Annotated in this window: 16 protein-coding genes; 8 read left to right on the top strand and 8 right to left on the bottom strand. The window is 44.0% G+C overall.

Annotated features, from left to right (window positions below; genetic code table 11):
- Positions 1–5: 5 nt before the first annotated feature.
- Both M1E03_RS11405 and M1E03_RS11400 read right to left on the bottom strand, forming a co-directional pair.
- A complete protein-coding gene (locus M1E03_RS11405) occupies positions 6–1,109 on the bottom strand; it encodes a TIGR04053 family radical SAM/SPASM domain-containing protein (protein ID WP_023857568.1) in 1,104 nt (367 codons plus the stop codon).
- 112 nt (positions 1,110–1,221) lie between these two features.
- Positions 1,222–1,689, bottom strand: coding sequence for a cyclic nucleotide-binding domain-containing protein (locus M1E03_RS11400; RefSeq protein ID WP_020451634.1), 468 nt, complete (start codon positions 1,687–1,689; stop codon positions 1,222–1,224).
- Between the two features lie 149 nt (positions 1,690–1,838).
- Here M1E03_RS11400 and M1E03_RS11395 point away from each other — a divergent pair, with 149 nt between their 5' ends.
- On the top strand, positions 1,839–2,561 hold the full coding sequence (locus M1E03_RS11395; RefSeq protein ID WP_020451635.1) for a YwiC-like family protein: 723 nt from the start codon (positions 1,839–1,841) through the stop codon (positions 2,559–2,561).
- A 45-nt stretch (positions 2,562–2,606) separates the two neighbouring features.
- Here the strand turns inward: M1E03_RS11395 and M1E03_RS11390 are convergent, their stop codons facing one another.
- Entirely contained in the window at positions 2,607–3,320 is a 714-nt protein-coding gene (locus M1E03_RS11390) for a Crp/Fnr family transcriptional regulator (RefSeq protein ID WP_411202503.1), read from the bottom strand.
- 146 nt (positions 3,321–3,466) lie between these two features.
- Positions 3,467–4,651 carry a nitrate/nitrite transporter gene (locus tag M1E03_RS11385; protein ID WP_020451637.1) on the bottom strand — a complete coding sequence of 395 codons (1,185 nt, stop codon included), beginning with the start codon at positions 4,649–4,651 and terminating at the stop codon, positions 3,467–3,469.
- Positions 4,652–4,871: 220 nt separating this feature from the next.
- Between M1E03_RS11385 and M1E03_RS11380 the strand changes: the two genes are divergently transcribed.
- From M1E03_RS11380 to M1E03_RS11370, 3 genes are all read left to right on the top strand, one after another.
- Entirely contained in the window at positions 4,872–5,111 is a 240-nt protein-coding gene (locus tag M1E03_RS11380; RefSeq protein WP_020451638.1) for a DUF2164 domain-containing protein, read from the top strand.
- A gap of 43 nt (positions 5,112–5,154) precedes the next feature.
- Complete coding sequence (locus M1E03_RS11375; RefSeq protein ID WP_023857565.1) at positions 5,155–5,823, top strand: Crp/Fnr family transcriptional regulator; 669 nt, start codon at positions 5,155–5,157, stop codon at positions 5,821–5,823.
- Positions 5,824–5,978: 155 nt separating this feature from the next.
- Positions 5,979–8,333 (top strand): nitric-oxide reductase large subunit, encoded by a 2,355-nt coding sequence (locus M1E03_RS11370; protein WP_020451640.1) that lies wholly within the window; start codon positions 5,979–5,981, stop codon positions 8,331–8,333.
- A gap of 44 nt (positions 8,334–8,377) precedes the next feature.
- Here M1E03_RS11370 and ric read toward each other — a convergent pair whose 3' ends face one another.
- On the bottom strand, positions 8,378–9,091 hold the full coding sequence (gene ric, locus M1E03_RS11365; protein ID WP_075213281.1) for an iron-sulfur cluster repair di-iron protein: 714 nt from the start codon (positions 9,089–9,091) through the stop codon (positions 8,378–8,380).
- A gap of 165 nt (positions 9,092–9,256) precedes the next feature.
- On the opposite strand from ric, the gene M1E03_RS11360 reads away from it, so the two are divergent.
- The 4 genes from M1E03_RS11360 (at position 9,257) to M1E03_RS11345 (ending at position 12,490) form a co-directional block, all read left to right on the top strand.
- Positions 9,257–9,628: a DUF1360 domain-containing protein gene (locus M1E03_RS11360; RefSeq protein WP_020451642.1), complete on the top strand. Its 372-nt coding sequence runs from the start codon at positions 9,257–9,259 to the stop codon at positions 9,626–9,628.
- Positions 9,629–10,053: 425 nt separating this feature from the next.
- Complete coding sequence (locus tag M1E03_RS11355; RefSeq protein ID WP_041817446.1) at positions 10,054–11,601, top strand: cellulase family glycosylhydrolase; 1,548 nt, start codon at positions 10,054–10,056, stop codon at positions 11,599–11,601.
- 98 nt (positions 11,602–11,699) lie between these two features.
- The gene (locus M1E03_RS11350) at positions 11,700–11,957 is read left to right on the top strand and encodes a YnfE family protein (RefSeq protein WP_023857562.1); all 258 of its coding nucleotides are present in this window, start codon (positions 11,700–11,702) and stop codon (positions 11,955–11,957) included.
- A gap of 26 nt (positions 11,958–11,983) precedes the next feature.
- Entirely contained in the window at positions 11,984–12,490 is a 507-nt protein-coding gene (locus tag M1E03_RS11345) for a GNAT family N-acetyltransferase (RefSeq protein ID WP_197407288.1), read from the top strand.
- A gap of 600 nt (positions 12,491–13,090) precedes the next feature.
- On the opposite strand, the gene M1E03_RS11340 is transcribed toward M1E03_RS11345, so the two are convergent.
- The 3 genes from M1E03_RS11340 to M1E03_RS11330 form a co-directional block, all read right to left on the bottom strand.
- Positions 13,091–14,227 carry an alpha/beta hydrolase gene (locus M1E03_RS11340; RefSeq protein WP_458110451.1) on the bottom strand — a complete coding sequence of 379 codons (1,137 nt, stop codon included), beginning with the start codon at positions 14,225–14,227 and terminating at the stop codon, positions 13,091–13,093.
- Between the two features lie 358 nt (positions 14,228–14,585).
- Complete coding sequence (locus M1E03_RS11335; RefSeq protein WP_026579640.1) at positions 14,586–15,143, bottom strand: TetR/AcrR family transcriptional regulator; 558 nt, start codon at positions 15,141–15,143, stop codon at positions 14,586–14,588.
- A gap of 21 nt (positions 15,144–15,164) precedes the next feature.
- The gene (locus M1E03_RS11330; protein ID WP_328037930.1) at positions 15,165–16,343 is read right to left on the bottom strand and encodes an MFS transporter; all 1,179 of its coding nucleotides are present in this window, start codon (positions 16,341–16,343) and stop codon (positions 15,165–15,167) included.
- Positions 16,344–16,481 lie beyond the last annotated feature (138 nt).

The following is a 16,481-nucleotide window of genomic DNA, read 5'->3' as shown; positions in this document are numbered from 1 at the left end:
ATTTTTCAGCGCAAAGCCTTCGGAATATAAATACAGCTCGGGTCGCTTTCCAGATAATCGCCTGTCAGAGCATAGGCACGTGAGCGCGAACCGCCGCACACATGGCGGAATTCACAGACGCCGCATTTTCCTTTAAATCCGTCCGGATTTCGCAAATCCTTAAAGATCGGTGATTCGCGATAAATCTCAGCCAGCGGCTGTTCGCGGATGTTTCCGGCTTTAAACGGCAGGAGTCCGCTTGGATATACATCGCCGATATGGGAGATAAACATAAAGCCGTTGCCATCGTTCACACCTTTCGGAGCCCGGCCCAATCCGCCGATCGCATCCATTTTCCCTTTCTGCAATGCGTGTTCATAACGGATTTTCATGTTGGGGTCTTTCGCTTCCCGCATTTTTTGTTGAATAACGACCCGTCGGTAGTGCTGGGCTGCTGTCGTTTTGATGTCAAAAGGCGCTTCTTTTGCCAAACGGCTGAGCCAAAGAAAGACTTTTTCATGGTCCACCGGCGAAATCATATCTTCCCGCTTCGCGCGGCCTGTCGGGACGAGAAAAAATACACTCCATAATACACAGTTCAATTCTTCGATCAGCTTTGCCATTTCATCCAGGTAATCGATGTTATAAGCGGATATAACGGTATTAATCTGCAGAGGCAGATGGCATTCATGAATGTAGCGTATGGCCTTCATGGTCAGGTCAAAGGAACCGTCCGTTCCTCGAAAATGATCATGAATCTCTCGGGTTGGGCCGTCCAAGCTGAACGCCCATCGGGATAAGCCGATTTCTTTTGCTGATTGAATCGCTTCTCTTGTAACATTCGGCGTAGCACTCGGGGTCATGGAGACGCGAACCCCTTTTTGGACGGCATACTCAATAATGGCGAATACGTCGTCTCTCATTAAAGGGTCACCCCCTGTCAGCACGAGGAGGGGATTGTCCATCGCATGAATTTGATCAATTAAATCTTTTCCCTCTTTCAGGGTGAGCTCCCGCGGATCGCGTTTATTTTGAGCCGATGCCCGGCAATGAAGGCACTTGAGCTCGCACGCTCTTGTCAGCTCCCAAATGACGATAAACGGAGACTTGTCGAAATCGCAATGTATCATCTTTCATCTGTCCTTTCGTTTGCATTCATGTGTATCGTAGCGGAAATGAAAAAGAAAAAAAGTTAAGTAGATCACATTTAGAAAAGGAAGGGAAAGAAGGGGGAGGCCCTTCTCACGCGTCGTCTTCTGCGGAGGAGTTGAGGTAACGCAAAAAAAGCTGGTAGGAAAAATACAAATTCTGCTGAAGCAGCATGAGAAAGTTCGTCTGTAATTGGCGGTTATAAGTCATCATTTTTTTGAAAGTATGAAATGGAATTTCAAGTACGGCGGTTTCTGCGGCAGTGTTGACTGAAATAAACGGAGATACGAAAGGTTCGCCTTTTTGATCAATAGGGAAAACATCGCCTTTTTCCCACTCGGCGATCGTTCGGGATTCTTCTGGAAGTCTTCTGTCAGAAAAATGAACTTCCCCTTTTAAAACAAAATAGACGGATTGCGAATGAAGGAACGATCGCGAATGCTGAGATGGCTGGATATCGATCACCTTCCCGTTTTTCAGCAGCCTTTTGATGATCGGAAGGGGTACCCCGAGAAACATAGGAAGATTTTTCAGAAACAATAAGTAGTCAAACCGGTCCATGGTATATCCTCCTTCTATATATTAGCATTTAGTATAAAGCGCCGGGCTGGAGGGCGCAGTGATTTATTTCACACGCCTGTATGCAAAATGTCACTGTGTAAAAAAGACGAAACTTTTATAATGTAATAGAAAAGAAGGGAGGATTCGTGATGAAAGTGTTCATACCGAAGCAGCACGGCGCCTGGGCGATGCTTGTCATCCCGTTTGTTCTCGGCATGTTCGCCGGGGGCGCGGATGTAAAGCATATTCCGCTGTTCTGCGGATGGCTGTTTCTATATCTAGCGGCATTTCCGGCTACGATGATGGTGAAGAAGAAAAATATCGTTTACTATCAAAAATGGGTTCTCATCTACGGCATTCCGGCCATCGTTTTCCTGCTTATTTCGGTCTGGCTGGAGCCGCGGCTCGTTTTTCTAGGGCTGCCGCTGTTTCCGCTCTTTCTCATCAATCTTTATTATGCGAAAAGAAACAACGACAGGGCGCTTTTAAATGATATTGCTGCAATCCTTGTTTTCAGCGCGGGCGGGCTTGCAAGCTTCTGGATGGGAGCGGGGAAGCTTGATGGTGAAGCATTGTTTGTTTTTATCCAGTCCGCTTTGTTTTTCACAGGGAGCGCCTTTTATGTCAAGTCGATGATCCGCGAAAAGAAAAACAATCGGTTTAAACTTTATTCATGGGGATACCACGTATTCCTGCCGTTCATCTCGCTGGCCGCGGGGGCAGGATGGGCCGTGCTTGGTGTAGTGCCGAGCAGTTTCAGAGCGTGGTTTTTACATGGAAAGAAACTGTCGATTAAGACAATCGGAATCTCAGAGCTGGTGAATGCCTGTTTCTTTATGGCCGTGTTGATCGTTTTTCTGCTGCAAACGTAAAAAACAAGGACACTGTGCTTCATGTCCTTGTTTGTTTTCGTTTTTTCAGTCGATATTGCAGATGTCGAGCGGGCAGTTTTCACAGTCGATTTCGCGTTTTAAATAGTTGAGCTGATGAATGACGATTTTTCCCGATTCCTCAATTGAAATGACACCGTTCTTCCGGAGGTCGCTCAGCATGCGGTTGATGCTCTCCCTTGCGGCGGCGCAGAATTTCGCCAAGTCCTGGTTCGTCAGCACAATATTGATGAGAATCCCGTCGCTTCTTGTGATGCCGTAGCTGTTTGCGAGACGGATCAAGGTGGAGTAGAGCGCGCCTTTTTTACCATTCAGCAAAAGGTCGCGGATTTTCGATTGAATCTTTCGCAAATGCGTGCTCATCCATTTCATAAACTCAAACGTCATTGCACCGTTTTGAATGAGTTCTTTTTCAAGCTTATCTTTATTGATGACCAACACTTCGCCATCAGAGAGGATCTTTGCGCTCAGCATATATTTCGCATCTTCTGTAAAAAGCGTAAGCTCCCCGACAATATCATTTTTTTTGCACATTCTGAGTGTCAGTTCTTTGCCATCGGACGTCAATTTGCCGATTTGGACAAGTCCCGACTGAATAAGATACAGTTCCTCCGCATCCATCCCTTCTTGAAAAAGGAATGTGTCCTGCCTGATTTTTCGTCGTGTACTGATTGATTCCAGCAAGTGATGCAGATCGTCTGAGAGCAAATCTGTGTCTGATTTTCTAACAGAAATATTCATTGAGCGTCACCCCTTTAGCAGTTCTTATTTTAACGTTAAATAAGGCTGAGTGACCTTTTAAATATAAACAATATTGTGAACTTATGAATAAAGTCCCAAAAAAGAGCCTGAGCACATCAGCTCAAGGCTCCTTTTGCAGGAAAGGTTTATAAATGGTTCGTCTTCGTTTTGGTCGATGTTTTGCTCACTTCCTGAAAATACATCCAGACCACGATCACAAAGCTGGCAAGGGCTGCTTCTGACAGCGCCATGAATCCGATCGCATAATGGCCGGTTGCCTGAAAAACGCTTGACAGGATGAGTGGCGGGAAGAATCCTCCCAAGCCGCCCATCGCTGATACAATCCCATTGACGATGCCGGCCTGATTTGAAAAATAAAGCGGCACAAGCTTAAAGATGATCCCGTTTCCAAGACCGGCGCACACGGCAACGGTTAATACCCCAAATCCGTAAAGTCCGAGGCTGGGTGAAAAGGCCAATAAAATCCCTGACAAGGTACAGCCGGCAAATACATACATCAACAGCTTCAGCGGGTTGAATTTGTCCGCGAGCCAGCCGCCGACAGGCCTCAGAAAAGTTGCGACAGCGATAAATCCGGCGGTTCTAAGCCCTGAATCAACGGGATCAAGCCCGAAGTGATTAACAAGAAAGTTCGGAAGATAAATCGTAAACGCGACGAAAGATCCGAATGTAATGAAGTAAAACAAGCTTAAAAACCATAATGTCTGATTTCGGTAGACTGCCTTCATTTGCTCTGTTACAGAAACCGTCACTTTTGTTTCTTTTCGATCTCCAAGGATAAAGTTCAATAAAGCGAATACGGCGACTAACACGATGTACATCCGCACCGTATTTTCCCACCCGGCTGTCTTTGCTACGACAGGAGCGGCAAACGTGGTAATCGCTGTACCGACGTTCCCGGCGCCGTAGATCCCATTGACAAACCCGTGTTTTTCTTTAGGGTAGTATTTCGGCAATGATGTGACCCCGATGGAAAAGACCGCTCCGCCGATGCCGAGGAAGAATCCGCCAAGGATCAAGTCGAACAGCGAATCGGCTGTGCTAATCCAAAAAATCGGGAACAGAAGCAGCACAAAGCTGATCATGAATGTGATTCTCGCACCAAATCTGTTTGTGTAGTATCCCAGCGGAATCCTCAGAAGCGAGCCGAGTATGACCGGAATGGCCGTGACAAGGGATATCTCGCTGTCTGTCAGGGCGATGTCCTGCTTAATGTGGGGCATTAAAGAGGAAATCAACACCCAAACCATAAATCCTGCGACTAAACTAAATGACTGCAGCGGTAATTGTATTTTTTGACGATTTACCATTGCGTTTTTGCTCCTTTCAAAGGGAAAAATGAATAAATCAATCAGCATGTTTATCTTACAAAAAGTCTTTTAAAAACATTGTGAATTACGTCACACGGTCATTCGTTTGATTCGTGTTTAATATCGGTAAGTGAGGGATAGTAAACGGATGTAAAAAATAAATGGTTCATTTGCGGACTTTTTCGTTTATCATGAAAATAAAAAAAGGAGTGCCGCTTTTATGTTTATAAAGCTTACGCAAGAAGAAAAACAAGCGATCATCGAGGAAATCAAACGCTTTTATGTTGAAGAAAGGGGAGAAGAGGTTGGAGACATCGCGGCGATTCAAATGTTTGAATTCGTAAAGGAAAAGCTGGGCCCTTACTTTTATAATCAGGCGCTGAAGGACAGCCGCAGAGTCGTGGAAGAGAAGGCAGCGGCGATTGAAGAAGAGCTCTTTGCGCTGGAGCGCCGTCTGTGACAACGCGCTCTCCTTTAGCAAAACCGAAGGGATTGAAAGACCAATGGAGTTTCTGAAGCAATTTATGATTTTCAGCGGGCTGAATGATGAAGAGTTCAAACAAATCGAGCAAATCGCGGTCAAGCGCACCTATCAGCCGAGAATGTTTGTTTTTATGGAAGGGGAAGAGAGGGAAGCGGTATTCTTCATTAAATCCGGTCTTGTTAAAGCCTTTAAAATCGATGAAGACGGCAATGAGCAAGTGATTTCGATTCTGCAAAGCGGGGACATGTTTCCCCATGTCGGCTTTTTTGACCGCTCCCCATACCCGGCAACAGCCGAAGCCGTTCAGGAAACCGAGTTGATCGTAATCCGCATCGCTGATTTTAATGAACTTTTGATGAAATATCCGGAAATGACAATAAAAGTGATGCAAATCATGGGGAAAAAGATTCTCGATTTGCAAGAGCGGATCCAGGGTTTTATTTCAAAAGATGTCCAGCACCGCTTGACGCATGTATTAATGAAGCTCGCTGCAGAACACGGCATTCCTCAAGAAAAAGGTGTCTACATCAGCCTGCCCATTACCAATCAGGATTTTGCGAACATGGTCGGAACGTCAAGGGAAACGATTAACCGCACGTTAAATGAAATGAAAAAGAAAAATCTGCTGACAGCTGACAGGAGCGGAATTTTCATACATGATACAGACTGGCTGAACGGCTGCAATTGAAGGATAAGATGAAGGCTTTCCATTGAACAACAGATGGAAAGCCTGTTTTTATTTTGTTCACAAATCCGCCATTATTTAAGTGATCTGGTTCACAACCGGTGTGCTGCATATCCAGTATCTTAGGACATGCAAAATCAAAAAAGGAGTGAACCGCAATGGAAGTTCAAAGAAAGACGGTGCCCGTTAAAAAAGCATCGAAAAACGGTTTTTTGAAATCTGTTCTCGTCTTTACTTTAATCGTTAGTTTTTCGGTGCTGCTTTTGGGAGGCTATTGGATCTTCAAAGGACTTGCACCAAGACCAGTTGAAGTGTCCGGGCCAAACGGAGAGGTGCTCATGACCAAATCGTCCATTTCAGGCGGTCAGGCCGTATTTCAAAAATACGCGCTGATGGATTATGGCACGATTTTGGGGCACGGATCTTACATGGGGCCTGATTACACGGCCGAAGCCCTGAAAATCTATACGGAAGGGATGCAGGATTTTAAGGCGGAGGCACGATACGGCAAGCGCTTTAAACAACTTTCAGATGAAAAGCAGTCCACCATCCGGAATCAAGTCATCCGCGAAATGAGAAAAAACCGTTATAATCGCGCGTCAGATACATTGAAGCTGACAGATGCGCAGGTTTATGGATTGCAGCAAGTGCGTGATCATTACCGCAATGTCTTTACAAAAGGAGACGGTTGGGGGCTTGAGCCCGGTTTAATTAAAGAAAGCCACATGCCTAAACGCGACAGAGCGTGGGTTGACAGCGAAGACCAAATCACGCAGATCTCCGATTTTATCTTCTGGACGGCATGGCTTTCCAGTACATTAAGGCCTGGCGACGACATTACGTACACGAACAACTGGCCGTATGATGAAGATGCCGGAAACACGATGTCATTTGCCGCCGTTTGGTGGAGCGGCGCAAGCGTCACCATCCTTATTTTATTTGTCGGCATTATTTTATTCGTGTTTTACCGTTACAAGCTTGGAATGAAAGAGGCTTATCAGGAAGGGGCGTTTCCGGTATTTGATCTGGATAAACAGCCGCTTACGGCATCACAGGTTAAAACCGGAAAATATTTCGCCGTTGTGTCGCTGCTGTTTTTTGTTCAGGCTATGTTCGGAGCTTTGCTTGCCCACTATTATATTGAGCCGGACAGCTTTTTTGGGATCGATTGGATCAGGGATATGTTGCCATTCAGCATATCTAAGGGATTTCACCTCCAGCTGGCGATCTTCTGGATTGCGACTTCATGGCTCGGTATGGGCATTTATGCAGCGCCGCTTGTCGGAGGCCGCGAGCCGAAAAGGCAGGGGCTGCTTGTCGATATTCTGTTTTGGGCGCTGATCGTCCTTGTCGGCGGAAGCATGGCTGGCGAATGGCTCGGAGCGAAAGGCCTTTTAGGAAACAACTGGTTCTTATTCGGCCACCAAGGAATGGAATATATTGAACTCGGCCGCTTCTGGCAGGTCATTCTCGCACTCGGCATGCTGATATGGCTGTTTATCGTTTTCAGAGGCATTAAGAGCGGCCTCAAGCGGGAATCTGATAAAGGCGGTTTGATTCATCTGCTGTTTTATTCTTCGATCGCCATTCCGCTGTTTTACGGTGCAGCCTTTTTCTTTAATCCCGGCACAAATATTACAATGTCGGATTTTTGGCGGTGGTGGATTATCCATCTTTGGGTGGAAGGGATTTTTGAAGTCTTTGCCGTCGTGGTCATCGGCTTTTTGCTCGTGCAAATGAACCTGGTTACGAAAAAATCGACCGTCAGAACGCTTTATTTTCAACTGACGATCCTGCTGGGGAGCGGTGTCATCGGGATCGGACATCATTACTATTACAACGGTTCTTCCGAAGTTTGGATCGGCCTCGGTTCCGTCTTCTCATGCCTGGAAGTGATTCCTCTTACCCTGCTTGTATTGGAAGCTTATGAACAATACAAGATGATGAAAGACGGAGGCCATCATTTCCCGTATAAAGCAACGTTCTGGTTCTTGATTTCAACGGCGATCTGGAATCTGGTCGGTGCAGGGGTATTGGGCTTTTTGATCAATCTGCCTGCTGTCAGCTATTTTGAGCACGGCCAGTTCCTGACACCTGCCCACGGGCACGGGGCGATGATGGGCGTGTACGGCATGTTTGCCATTGCTGTCTGGCTGTATACGCTACGCAATATCGCCAAAAAAGAAGCGTGGAATGATAAATGGCTGAAAATAGCCTGCTGGTCGCTGAACATCGGCTTGTTCGGAATGGTGTTTATCAATTTGTTGCCGGTCGGTTTTCTTCAATTGAAAAAAGCGTTTGAAGACGGGTACTGGAGCTCAAGGGCGCCTGAGTTTTTACAGCAGGATACGGTGCAAACGCTGCTGACTTGGAGGGCTGTGCCGGATACGATCTTTTTAGCCGGAATCGTGATTTTGGTCATATTCAGCATCAGAGCATTATTCCATCTCCGCAAACCGACGCATCAGGAAGGAGAAGCGCTTCCAGTTAAAGACATTGCTTCAGATGAATAGATAAACAAAAAGACAGAGGAAGTGAAATCCTCTGTCTTTTTATTTTATTGATTGGCTTCCGCTTCAAGCCGCGGGAACAAAATATTGTTTTCCAGGTGAATGTGCTGAAAAAGATCTGTTTCCAATTCATCAAGCTTTAAGTAAGTCAGTGTATATGTTGTGCATGCCCCTTCAGGAAGGGTATAGTCATTGGTCACTTTTCTCAGTTCCTTCAAGATGCTGCCTGCGGCTTCATGCTCTTGTTCAAGGACGTCGATCGCCTGAACCGCTTCTGCCAGGCTGTCCATTGATCGCGTCTCTTCATAGGCCGTCACTTTCGGGAAAATGAGTTCCTCTTCCTGAAAGAGATGGTGTTCCAGTTCAGTTTTCAGCTGATGGAACAATTGATGGACCTGGGCGAGTTCCGGATGATGGATGCCGTGAACCCGGTAGACTTTTGTGACAAAGCCTGATAGTTCAGGAAGCACCTCATACAGGTAAGCATGGTGCGTATGAATCACATGGTCGATCAGCTGTGAATACGGGGCTTCACTCCAGTTCGTCTCTTTTGCGTTCAATGCCTTTGTCTCTTGATATAATGTATTGATTTTTGCTAAGATCTCTTCTTCATTTAAATCCTGTTCTTTTATCGCTTCACCGATCGGGCGGTTGCCCCCGCAGCAAAAGTCGATGCGATATTCTTTCAGCAACCGGCTGGCTCTTGGAAAACGCGTAACAATATCACCTGTTTTTGTGTTTTGATCAAATACTGCTTCCATTTGTAAAACCTCCTGAAGTGTTTTTTATGCTATGGGTTAAATGTAACGGGTTCACCGATGGAAAATCGTGATCTACATCACATTCGGGAAAAATGACAAAAAAAGCAATAAGTCAGAAGAAATCGGGAAATAGCTATAGATAACTTTTCATGTTGGAGGCCTGCAATGGAGCATTTATCCTGGCTTACATTTACGATGCTGATTCTCGCCAGTTACCGGCTAACTCATTTGATTGTTTTTGACAAGATCACGGAGTTTATCCGGAAACCGTTCATGAAGAAAAAGCAGACGGTTGATGAACAAGGGCATGTAGAAACGAAAAAAGTGCCGAAATCAAACTTCGGCTATTTGCTGAATTGCTATTGGTGCGCAGGGATATGGTGCGCTTTGATCATTGCTGTCGGGTATCTGATTGTCCCAAAAACGATATTCCCGTTAATTTTAATTTTATCGGTCGCAGGTGGACAGGCGATTCTTGAAACGTTTGTCGGTGTCGCAACAAAACTTGTCAGCTTTTTCTCTGATTTAAAGAAATAAACCATTCCAAGCGGATGGTTTTATTTTTTTGACAATAAAGTGACACAAACAGCAGAGAGAACATGTCCGCTTTGTGAACTTTTTACAGCAATTTTTTCCCGGTTGCCGCATTTTAGGCAGAGGGAAGACATTATTTTGAAGAAGAATCAGGTTTTAAAATTTTGAATTGAGAGAAAAAGGAAGCACAAAGTCCCCGGTCATACTTTTTTAGCTTTTCATCATTAGCATTCAGACCTCCCATTTCATACGAAAAGAGGAAATAGATAGATTTTCAAAACGAAAAAAACGTGAAATATGGTTGATAGACAATCAATGAATAGTTTTTTTACAATCAGTAACGTGCTACAAGCCAAGAAAGGGGTGAAAATGTCTGCCAGAAAGTGTTTTTGGAAAATAACATCATTGGAGGAAAAAGAATGTCATACATGAAACGTTCCATTTCTGTCTTCATCGCCTGCTTCATGGTAGCAACACTCGGCATCAGCGGTATCATCGCACCTAAAGCGTCTGCCGCTTCTCAAACACCCGTTGCTGTAAACGGACAGCTCACCTTGAAAGGTACGCAGCTCGTCAATCAAAAAGGAAAAGCGGTTCAGCTGAAAGGAATCAGTTCACACGGGCTGCAGTGGTATGGCGATTATGTCAACAAAGACTCGTTAAAATGGCTGAGAGACGACTGGGGCATCAATGTCTTCCGCGCGGCTATGTATACGGGTGAAGGCGGCTATATTGACAATCCGTCGGTTAAAAACAAAGTGAAGGAAGCCGTCGAAGCGGCAAAAGAACTCGGAATCTATGTGATCATCGACTGGCACATACTGAGCGACGGCAATCCAAACCAAAACAAAGCGAAAGCAAAAGAGTTTTTCAACGAAATGTCAAGGCTTTACGGCAAGACGCCAAACGTCATTTTTGAAATTGCCAACGAGCCGAACGGCGATGTCAACTGGAACCGTGACATTAAACCTTACGCTGAAGACATTTTGTCCGTGATCCGCAAAAATTCTCCGAAAAATATTGTGATCGTTGGGACAGGCACTTGGAGCCAAGATGTCAACGATGCGGCGGACAATCAGCTGAAAGACGGCAATGTCATGTACGCGCTCCATTTTTATGCGGGTACGCACGGTCAGTCTTTGCGGGATAAAGCAGACTATGCACTCAGCAAAGGAGCGCCGATTTTCGTCACAGAATGGGGAACGAGCGATGCTTCCGGAAACGGCGGTGTCTACCTCGACCAATCCAGGGAGTGGCTGAAATATTTAGACAGCAAAAAAATCAGCTGGGTAAACTGGAGCTTGTGCGACAAACAAGAGTCGTCAGCTGCTTTAAACTCCGGCGCCTCTAAAAAGGGAGGATGGTCTCAATCCGACTTATCCTCATCAGGTAAATTCGTCAGGGAAAACATCCGCAGCGGATCAAACGGTTCGTCAGGAGACTCTGGATCGGATTCGAAAGGGTCAGATCAAAAAGACCAGAAAAAGGATCAGGATAAACCAGGTCAAGACAGCGGCGCTGCAGCCAACACGATAGCAGTACAATACAGAGCGGGGGACAACAATGTAAACGGCAACCAAATCCGCCCTCAGCTCAACATTAAAAACAACAGCAAAAAAACCGTGTCTTTAAATCGAATCACTGTCCGCTATTGGTATAAAACGAATCACAAAGGACAAAATTTTGACTGCGACTATGCCCAAATCGGCTGCAGCAAAATCACGCACAAATTCGTCCAATTAAAAAAAGCGGTAAACGGAGCAGACACGTATCTTGAAGTAGGATTTAAAAACGGTACATTAGCGCCGGGTGCAAGTACAGGCGAAATCCAGATCCGTCTTCACAATGACAACTGGAGCAATTATGCCCAAAGCGGCGACTATTCATTTTCTTCAGGTTCAAACACATTTAAAAATACGAAAAAAATCACGTTGTATGAGAATGGAAAACTGATTTGGGGCGCTGAACCTAAATAACGGCACATTAACGGACACCGAATTTGGTGTCCGTTTTCGTATATATTATAATGGAAGGAATGAGGAATATTTTTGTAAACATGAAAGGAGATGGATGTATGAATGAAACATTGCAGCAATACATGATGCTTGTCAAGGAAAACTACGACACGATCAATGGACCTGATTACGCAGGCAAAGAGGAAGACATTGAAAAGCGAAAAAAACAAATCGAGCTTTACGCCAAAACGCTCCAGCAAGGTTTTTCAACAGATGACGACTATGATGAATTCGCAGATGCCGTGATTAAATGCGCATACGGAGATCTGACAATGGAAGAATTAGAAACGGTTTATCGGGAATTAACGTCTTCATAATCAATAAAATAAGGGGGAGAAGAACCATGAAAGATACGATCATGAAGACAGACCGGATGATTTTGCGAAAAATGAGGCGTGATGACGCCGAAAACCTGCTCGAAATCTTTTCTGACCCGACAGCCATGGGATATTATCCATCGACAAAGAATGAAAAACAGACATTGCAATGGATCGACTGGACACTTGAAAACTATGAAAAACATGGAACCGGCCTGTGGGTTGCCGAACATAAACAAACAGGCGAATTTCTAGGTCAATGCGGCATCGTGCCACAGGAAGTCGAAGGATCGGACGAAATGGAAATCGGCTATTTGTTTAAACGGAGCGTCTGGAAAAACGGCTATGCAACCGAAGCAGCATCAGCATGCAAACAGTATGGATTTGAGTCATTTCACCTGAAAAAAATCGTATCTTTACCTGATGCGAAAAATCTGCCGTCCAGAAAAGTTGCCGAACGAATCGGCATGACTTTAGAAAAAACGATACATAAATGGGGAAAAGAAATTGCCGTATATTCAGTTTATCGATAAAATTTTTATTCTGTCTCACTAACTTGAGTATACTTTGAGATTGAGACAGAATTTCTTTTCAATCCTTAACTTCCGAGAATATATATTATGTAAACTAGAAAGAAATGAAGGTCAGGATTATGCAATGTTCCTCCATCAGCTGTACGACACAAAACCCTTGGTTGCATTAGCCCTTGAACTACTTTCACTAAACAGTTCTTTGACATAAAATGCAGCCATAATTTCCATTCCTATAACCCATTCTTCGCAAACTCCTTTAACTTACATTGTAATTTTGGCTGGTTCTCTCAACTTTACTTTACTGATTTGAAATGTCCACAACATTATATGTAATAGTTCATTGACTTCAACATCAGCATTCACATGTAATGTATTAACTTCACTCCATACATTAAGCATGCAGTTTGCATATTCATTTAGTTTTAATTGGACGCGATTCTCCCAAATCAACACTCATCTCAGTATCTAGACAAAAGCTTGTATCACTTAAAAACAATGCCTGAAATATGAGAGAGCCGATAACCGCGTAATAGGGTTATCGGCTCTGTGTCTGTACGGCTAGCTCTTTGACATGCGTTTATCAGCAACCTCTCGGCTATGTCACTTGTTGCTGGTCTTCTTGATCAAGTCCACGCCATCGTATGCCAGACTTTCCACACTTGCAGCCTTCTGCAGTATGTAATGATCAAAAAAGTTCTTCGTATAGTTTGTAACAAGATTTCGCATCTCCATAGCATCCCGTTCGCCTCTGAGTTCCTCATTAACACTGGTAAACACGATGTCGCAGTAATCTAAATGCGCAACACGATCAACAGAGAAATAATAGGTTTCCATGCTGTTGTTAGCGCCAATGATCGCATTCATATTATAGTTAGGTTCAGAAAACAGTAGCAAAAAGGGTTTCTTCAGGTCGCTGTCGCGAAGGCCGAACGCACCGCTATCCAAGCCAATCCCGCAGGCGAACCGGTCGTCGTCCCGGCAAACAATCGCCGTCGTAGGCCCTCCATAAGAATGTCCGACTATGCCCATGCCGATGTCAAGCAACAATCTGCCCTTAAAGATGGAATTCAGTTCTCCAGAGTCCAGTTTGTAAAGATAATCGGCTACATACCTTACATCTTCTGCCTGTAATTCACTATACTCTGTTAACTTGGCAAGTATCGGCAGTGTAAGCACGTTACGGCACATCTCAATGGCAGTTTCATCGTCAGGCCGCATCTCCATCTTACCAGCCAACGCCAGCATCTCCGGATCTTCAGAAAACGCCATAATGGCATCCGAAAAATCCTTTGATACATTAAACAGGCGCCCATCTTTACGCTTATACATCGTGCTATTCTGATGGCCGATGCTTACCACAACATATCCCATGCTTGCCAAGTCTGTACAGATCACTGTACCCCATTCTGGAGAACCGCCCCCGCCGCAAACATAGAATAACACCGGATAGCGCTTTTCCTGCGCGGAGAGAGCAAGGTCGTCGTAACACTGGGTCTTGATATCTATAGAGTAAGCATCCTTCAACGCAGTGAGAAGTGGCTGCTCATCAAGCATTTCGTAGACCTCAGGAAACATGTACGTTGATGCAGTCTTGCCTTCGCTACTGTCGGACGGATAGTACACAAACGCCGTCAGTTCTCTTTTTGAGTGGTCTGATGCCGTGTAATCAAAATCCATCTGGGTTCGACCGACAGTATAGCCGCCAATTGGTTCTGGAAATGTGTCATAAGTTTTCATTTTCTTGTTCCCCCTTAATTAATAAAAGTCAGCAAAGTACTTGCTGAAGATTCAAAGAAAAGCCACAATTAGATATAGACACTTCTTAATGGAGGTAACTTAAAATTAATTTGTTATTATAAAAATGGGGGACGGTAATAGACTAAAGTTAGTGAAATAAGAGCTTCTACAAATGAAATCGAAATGATAATCTTATGATTCACAGGTGATTTTCTAGATATTAACTTTTGACCGATATAGTTTAGGAAATAAAACACAAGAAAGAAGCATACGATTCCAAAAATAACTCCAGACAAGCGGCCTCCCCCCTTTCTGCCTTTCAACCATGGATTCCAGCTCTAAATTAAATCAGATGCACCTACAATAGTCCGCGCCAAAAAATATCAAATGATATCTCTAAAGACCGTTCAAATGATTGTTTGTTTTCGTATACCAGTTGAATGTTAAGCCCGTCATAAAGCGTAATAAAGCCTATCGCACATTTCTCCGGCGGACAGTTCACATCCGATTCCTTAAAAACATTCGCTACCCGTTCTTTTAAAGTATGCAGATATAAAAGGTATTGGGCTGAAATAAAATCGCTTACTTCAGCAGGCGCCTTAAAGGACATTGCCTGCAAAAAAGCCACATTTGGCAATGCATGAAAACGGACTTGGGTTTCTTTTAAAAAGTCATATATTTGACTCTTTGCAGGCATATGTTTTCTTGAATCGAAGAATTCGTTGATAAATGAAATTTCCTCTTCCACAATCTCGGGGTATATTTCCATCAGCAGCTCTTTTTTTGACGAAAAATGATAAGCGAGAGATTGTTTTCTGATTCCCAATTCTTGTGCGATATGCGACATTTTGACTCCCTCATATCCCAATTCATTAAATTGGCGAACCGCTGTACGCTTTATATTCTCTCTGGTCAATATACCGTCCTCCCCTATTTTTCAGGCTGTTTTTCTCTTCATGCAGATATATAAAATATATAATAAAAGAAACAGAAGGTACATGAAAATGGCGGTAATATAGATCTCCCGATAGGAATAAACCGTCGCCACCAAACCTAATAATAAGGACCCTCCGCCAATCCCCATATCGAAAAAATTAAAGAACGTTCCCATTGCATCCTCATGTTCATGCTCTTCCACAAGATTGATACACCATGTTTGGATGGCGGGAAAAATTGAGCCGAATCCAAAACCGTAGCATATAGCCGCTGTAAAAAACATTGCATTTGTTTGCGCGAAATATAATATTGACAGCCCTGCTATTGAAAATAGCGAGGCGGGAATAAGGATGGCGGCAGCTCCGTATCGGTCAAATGTTCTGCCGGAAATAAGCCGTATAAAAAAACTGGCTCCTGCAATCAAAAAGAAAAACATCCCGACACTATGAAACCCCTTTTCGATTGCATAGAGCGAAAAGAAAGACATAATTCCAGATGCAGCAATACCAACGAATAAAATAAGTATTGACGGAAACAGTACACGTTTTTCCAATACTTTTAACTTTGCAGTTCCTTTTCCGCCAGTGCCAGTTGTTTCCGGCTGTCTGCGCACGAAAACAGCCATAAGTACCGCCAGCAAAAGAACGGACATCCCGCCTAAAAAAAGTCTTTGAAAATCATAAAGCTCCAGAGCCGCGATACCGATCATCGGTCCAACGGAAACTGCAATTGTCTCACCTACTCCAAAATATCCAATTCCTTCACCCCTGCGCTCTTTAGGAATAATTTCAGCTGCGATTGTTGCTAAATAGGTCGTCGCTAATCCAAACCCGGCGCCATGTATTAAGCGAATCAGTAATAAAGCGGTGACATCAGACGCCAGGTAATAGGCGCCTGTTGAGAAAGCGCTGATCACAAGTCCTAAAATGAGCAAATATTTTTTATTAAACCGTAAAGCCAGTGCCCCTGCAAAAGGACGAACAGCAATTGCAGAGATCATAAAAATACCTGTAACATACCCGACTTGTTTTGCCCCTCCCCCAATAGCCGTCACAAACAAAGGCAATGTCGGCAATAACATTTCAAATACCATAAACAAGAAAGCATTTGCAAACGTCACAAAAACAAATGACAATGACCATATTTTTGCAGTATTTATTTTTTCTACATTCAATTCCATTTGGCTACCTCTCACTCACTGATTTTATTTTCCTTCTTAAGCATTCACTTTAACTGACCACGGTCAGTTTGTAAATATAATTTAAGCTATTAATAAGCAGAATTTAAAAAATAAAACTTGATTAAACTGACTGTTGAC

Source organism: Bacillus sp. PK6-013, assembly GCF_054161445.1.
The sequence above is the reverse complement of the archived record's forward strand: the minus strand, read 5'-3'. Positions and strand labels throughout refer to the sequence as shown.

Excerpts from the sequence above, each read along its gene's own strand:
- M1E03_RS11405 (WP_023857568.1), bottom strand. The coding sequence starts at position 1,109 with ATGATACATTGCGATTTCGACAAGTCTCCGTTTATCGTCATTTGGGAG.
- M1E03_RS11400 (WP_020451634.1), bottom strand. The coding sequence starts at position 1,689 with ATGGACCGGTTTGACTACTTATTGTTTCTGAAAAATCTTCCTATGTTT.
- M1E03_RS11395 (WP_020451635.1), top strand. The coding sequence starts at position 1,839 with ATGAAAGTGTTCATACCGAAGCAGCACGGCGCCTGGGCGATGCTTGTC.
- M1E03_RS11390 (WP_411202503.1), bottom strand. The coding sequence starts at position 3,320 with ATGAATATTTCTGTTAGAAAATCAGACACAGATTTGCTCTCAGACGAT.
- M1E03_RS11385 (WP_020451637.1), bottom strand. The coding sequence starts at position 4,651 with ATGGTAAATCGTCAAAAAATACAATTACCGCTGCAGTCATTTAGTTTA.
- M1E03_RS11380 (WP_020451638.1), top strand. The coding sequence starts at position 4,872 with ATGTTTATAAAGCTTACGCAAGAAGAAAAACAAGCGATCATCGAGGAA.
- M1E03_RS11375 (WP_023857565.1), top strand. The coding sequence starts at position 5,155 with ATGGAGTTTCTGAAGCAATTTATGATTTTCAGCGGGCTGAATGATGAA.
- M1E03_RS11370 (WP_020451640.1), top strand. The coding sequence starts at position 5,979 with ATGGAAGTTCAAAGAAAGACGGTGCCCGTTAAAAAAGCATCGAAAAAC.
- ric (WP_075213281.1), bottom strand. The coding sequence starts at position 9,091 with ATGGAAGCAGTATTTGATCAAAACACAAAAACAGGTGATATTGTTACG.
- M1E03_RS11360 (WP_020451642.1), top strand. The coding sequence starts at position 9,257 with ATGGAGCATTTATCCTGGCTTACATTTACGATGCTGATTCTCGCCAGT.
- M1E03_RS11355 (WP_041817446.1), top strand. The coding sequence starts at position 10,054 with ATGAAACGTTCCATTTCTGTCTTCATCGCCTGCTTCATGGTAGCAACA.
- M1E03_RS11350 (WP_023857562.1), top strand. The coding sequence starts at position 11,700 with ATGAATGAAACATTGCAGCAATACATGATGCTTGTCAAGGAAAACTAC.
- M1E03_RS11345 (WP_197407288.1), top strand. The coding sequence starts at position 11,984 with ATGAAAGATACGATCATGAAGACAGACCGGATGATTTTGCGAAAAATG.
- M1E03_RS11340 (WP_458110451.1), bottom strand. The coding sequence starts at position 14,227 with ATGAAAACTTATGACACATTTCCAGAACCAATTGGCGGCTATACTGTC.
- M1E03_RS11330 (WP_328037930.1), bottom strand. The coding sequence starts at position 16,343 with ATGGAATTGAATGTAGAAAAAATAAATACTGCAAAAATATGGTCATTG.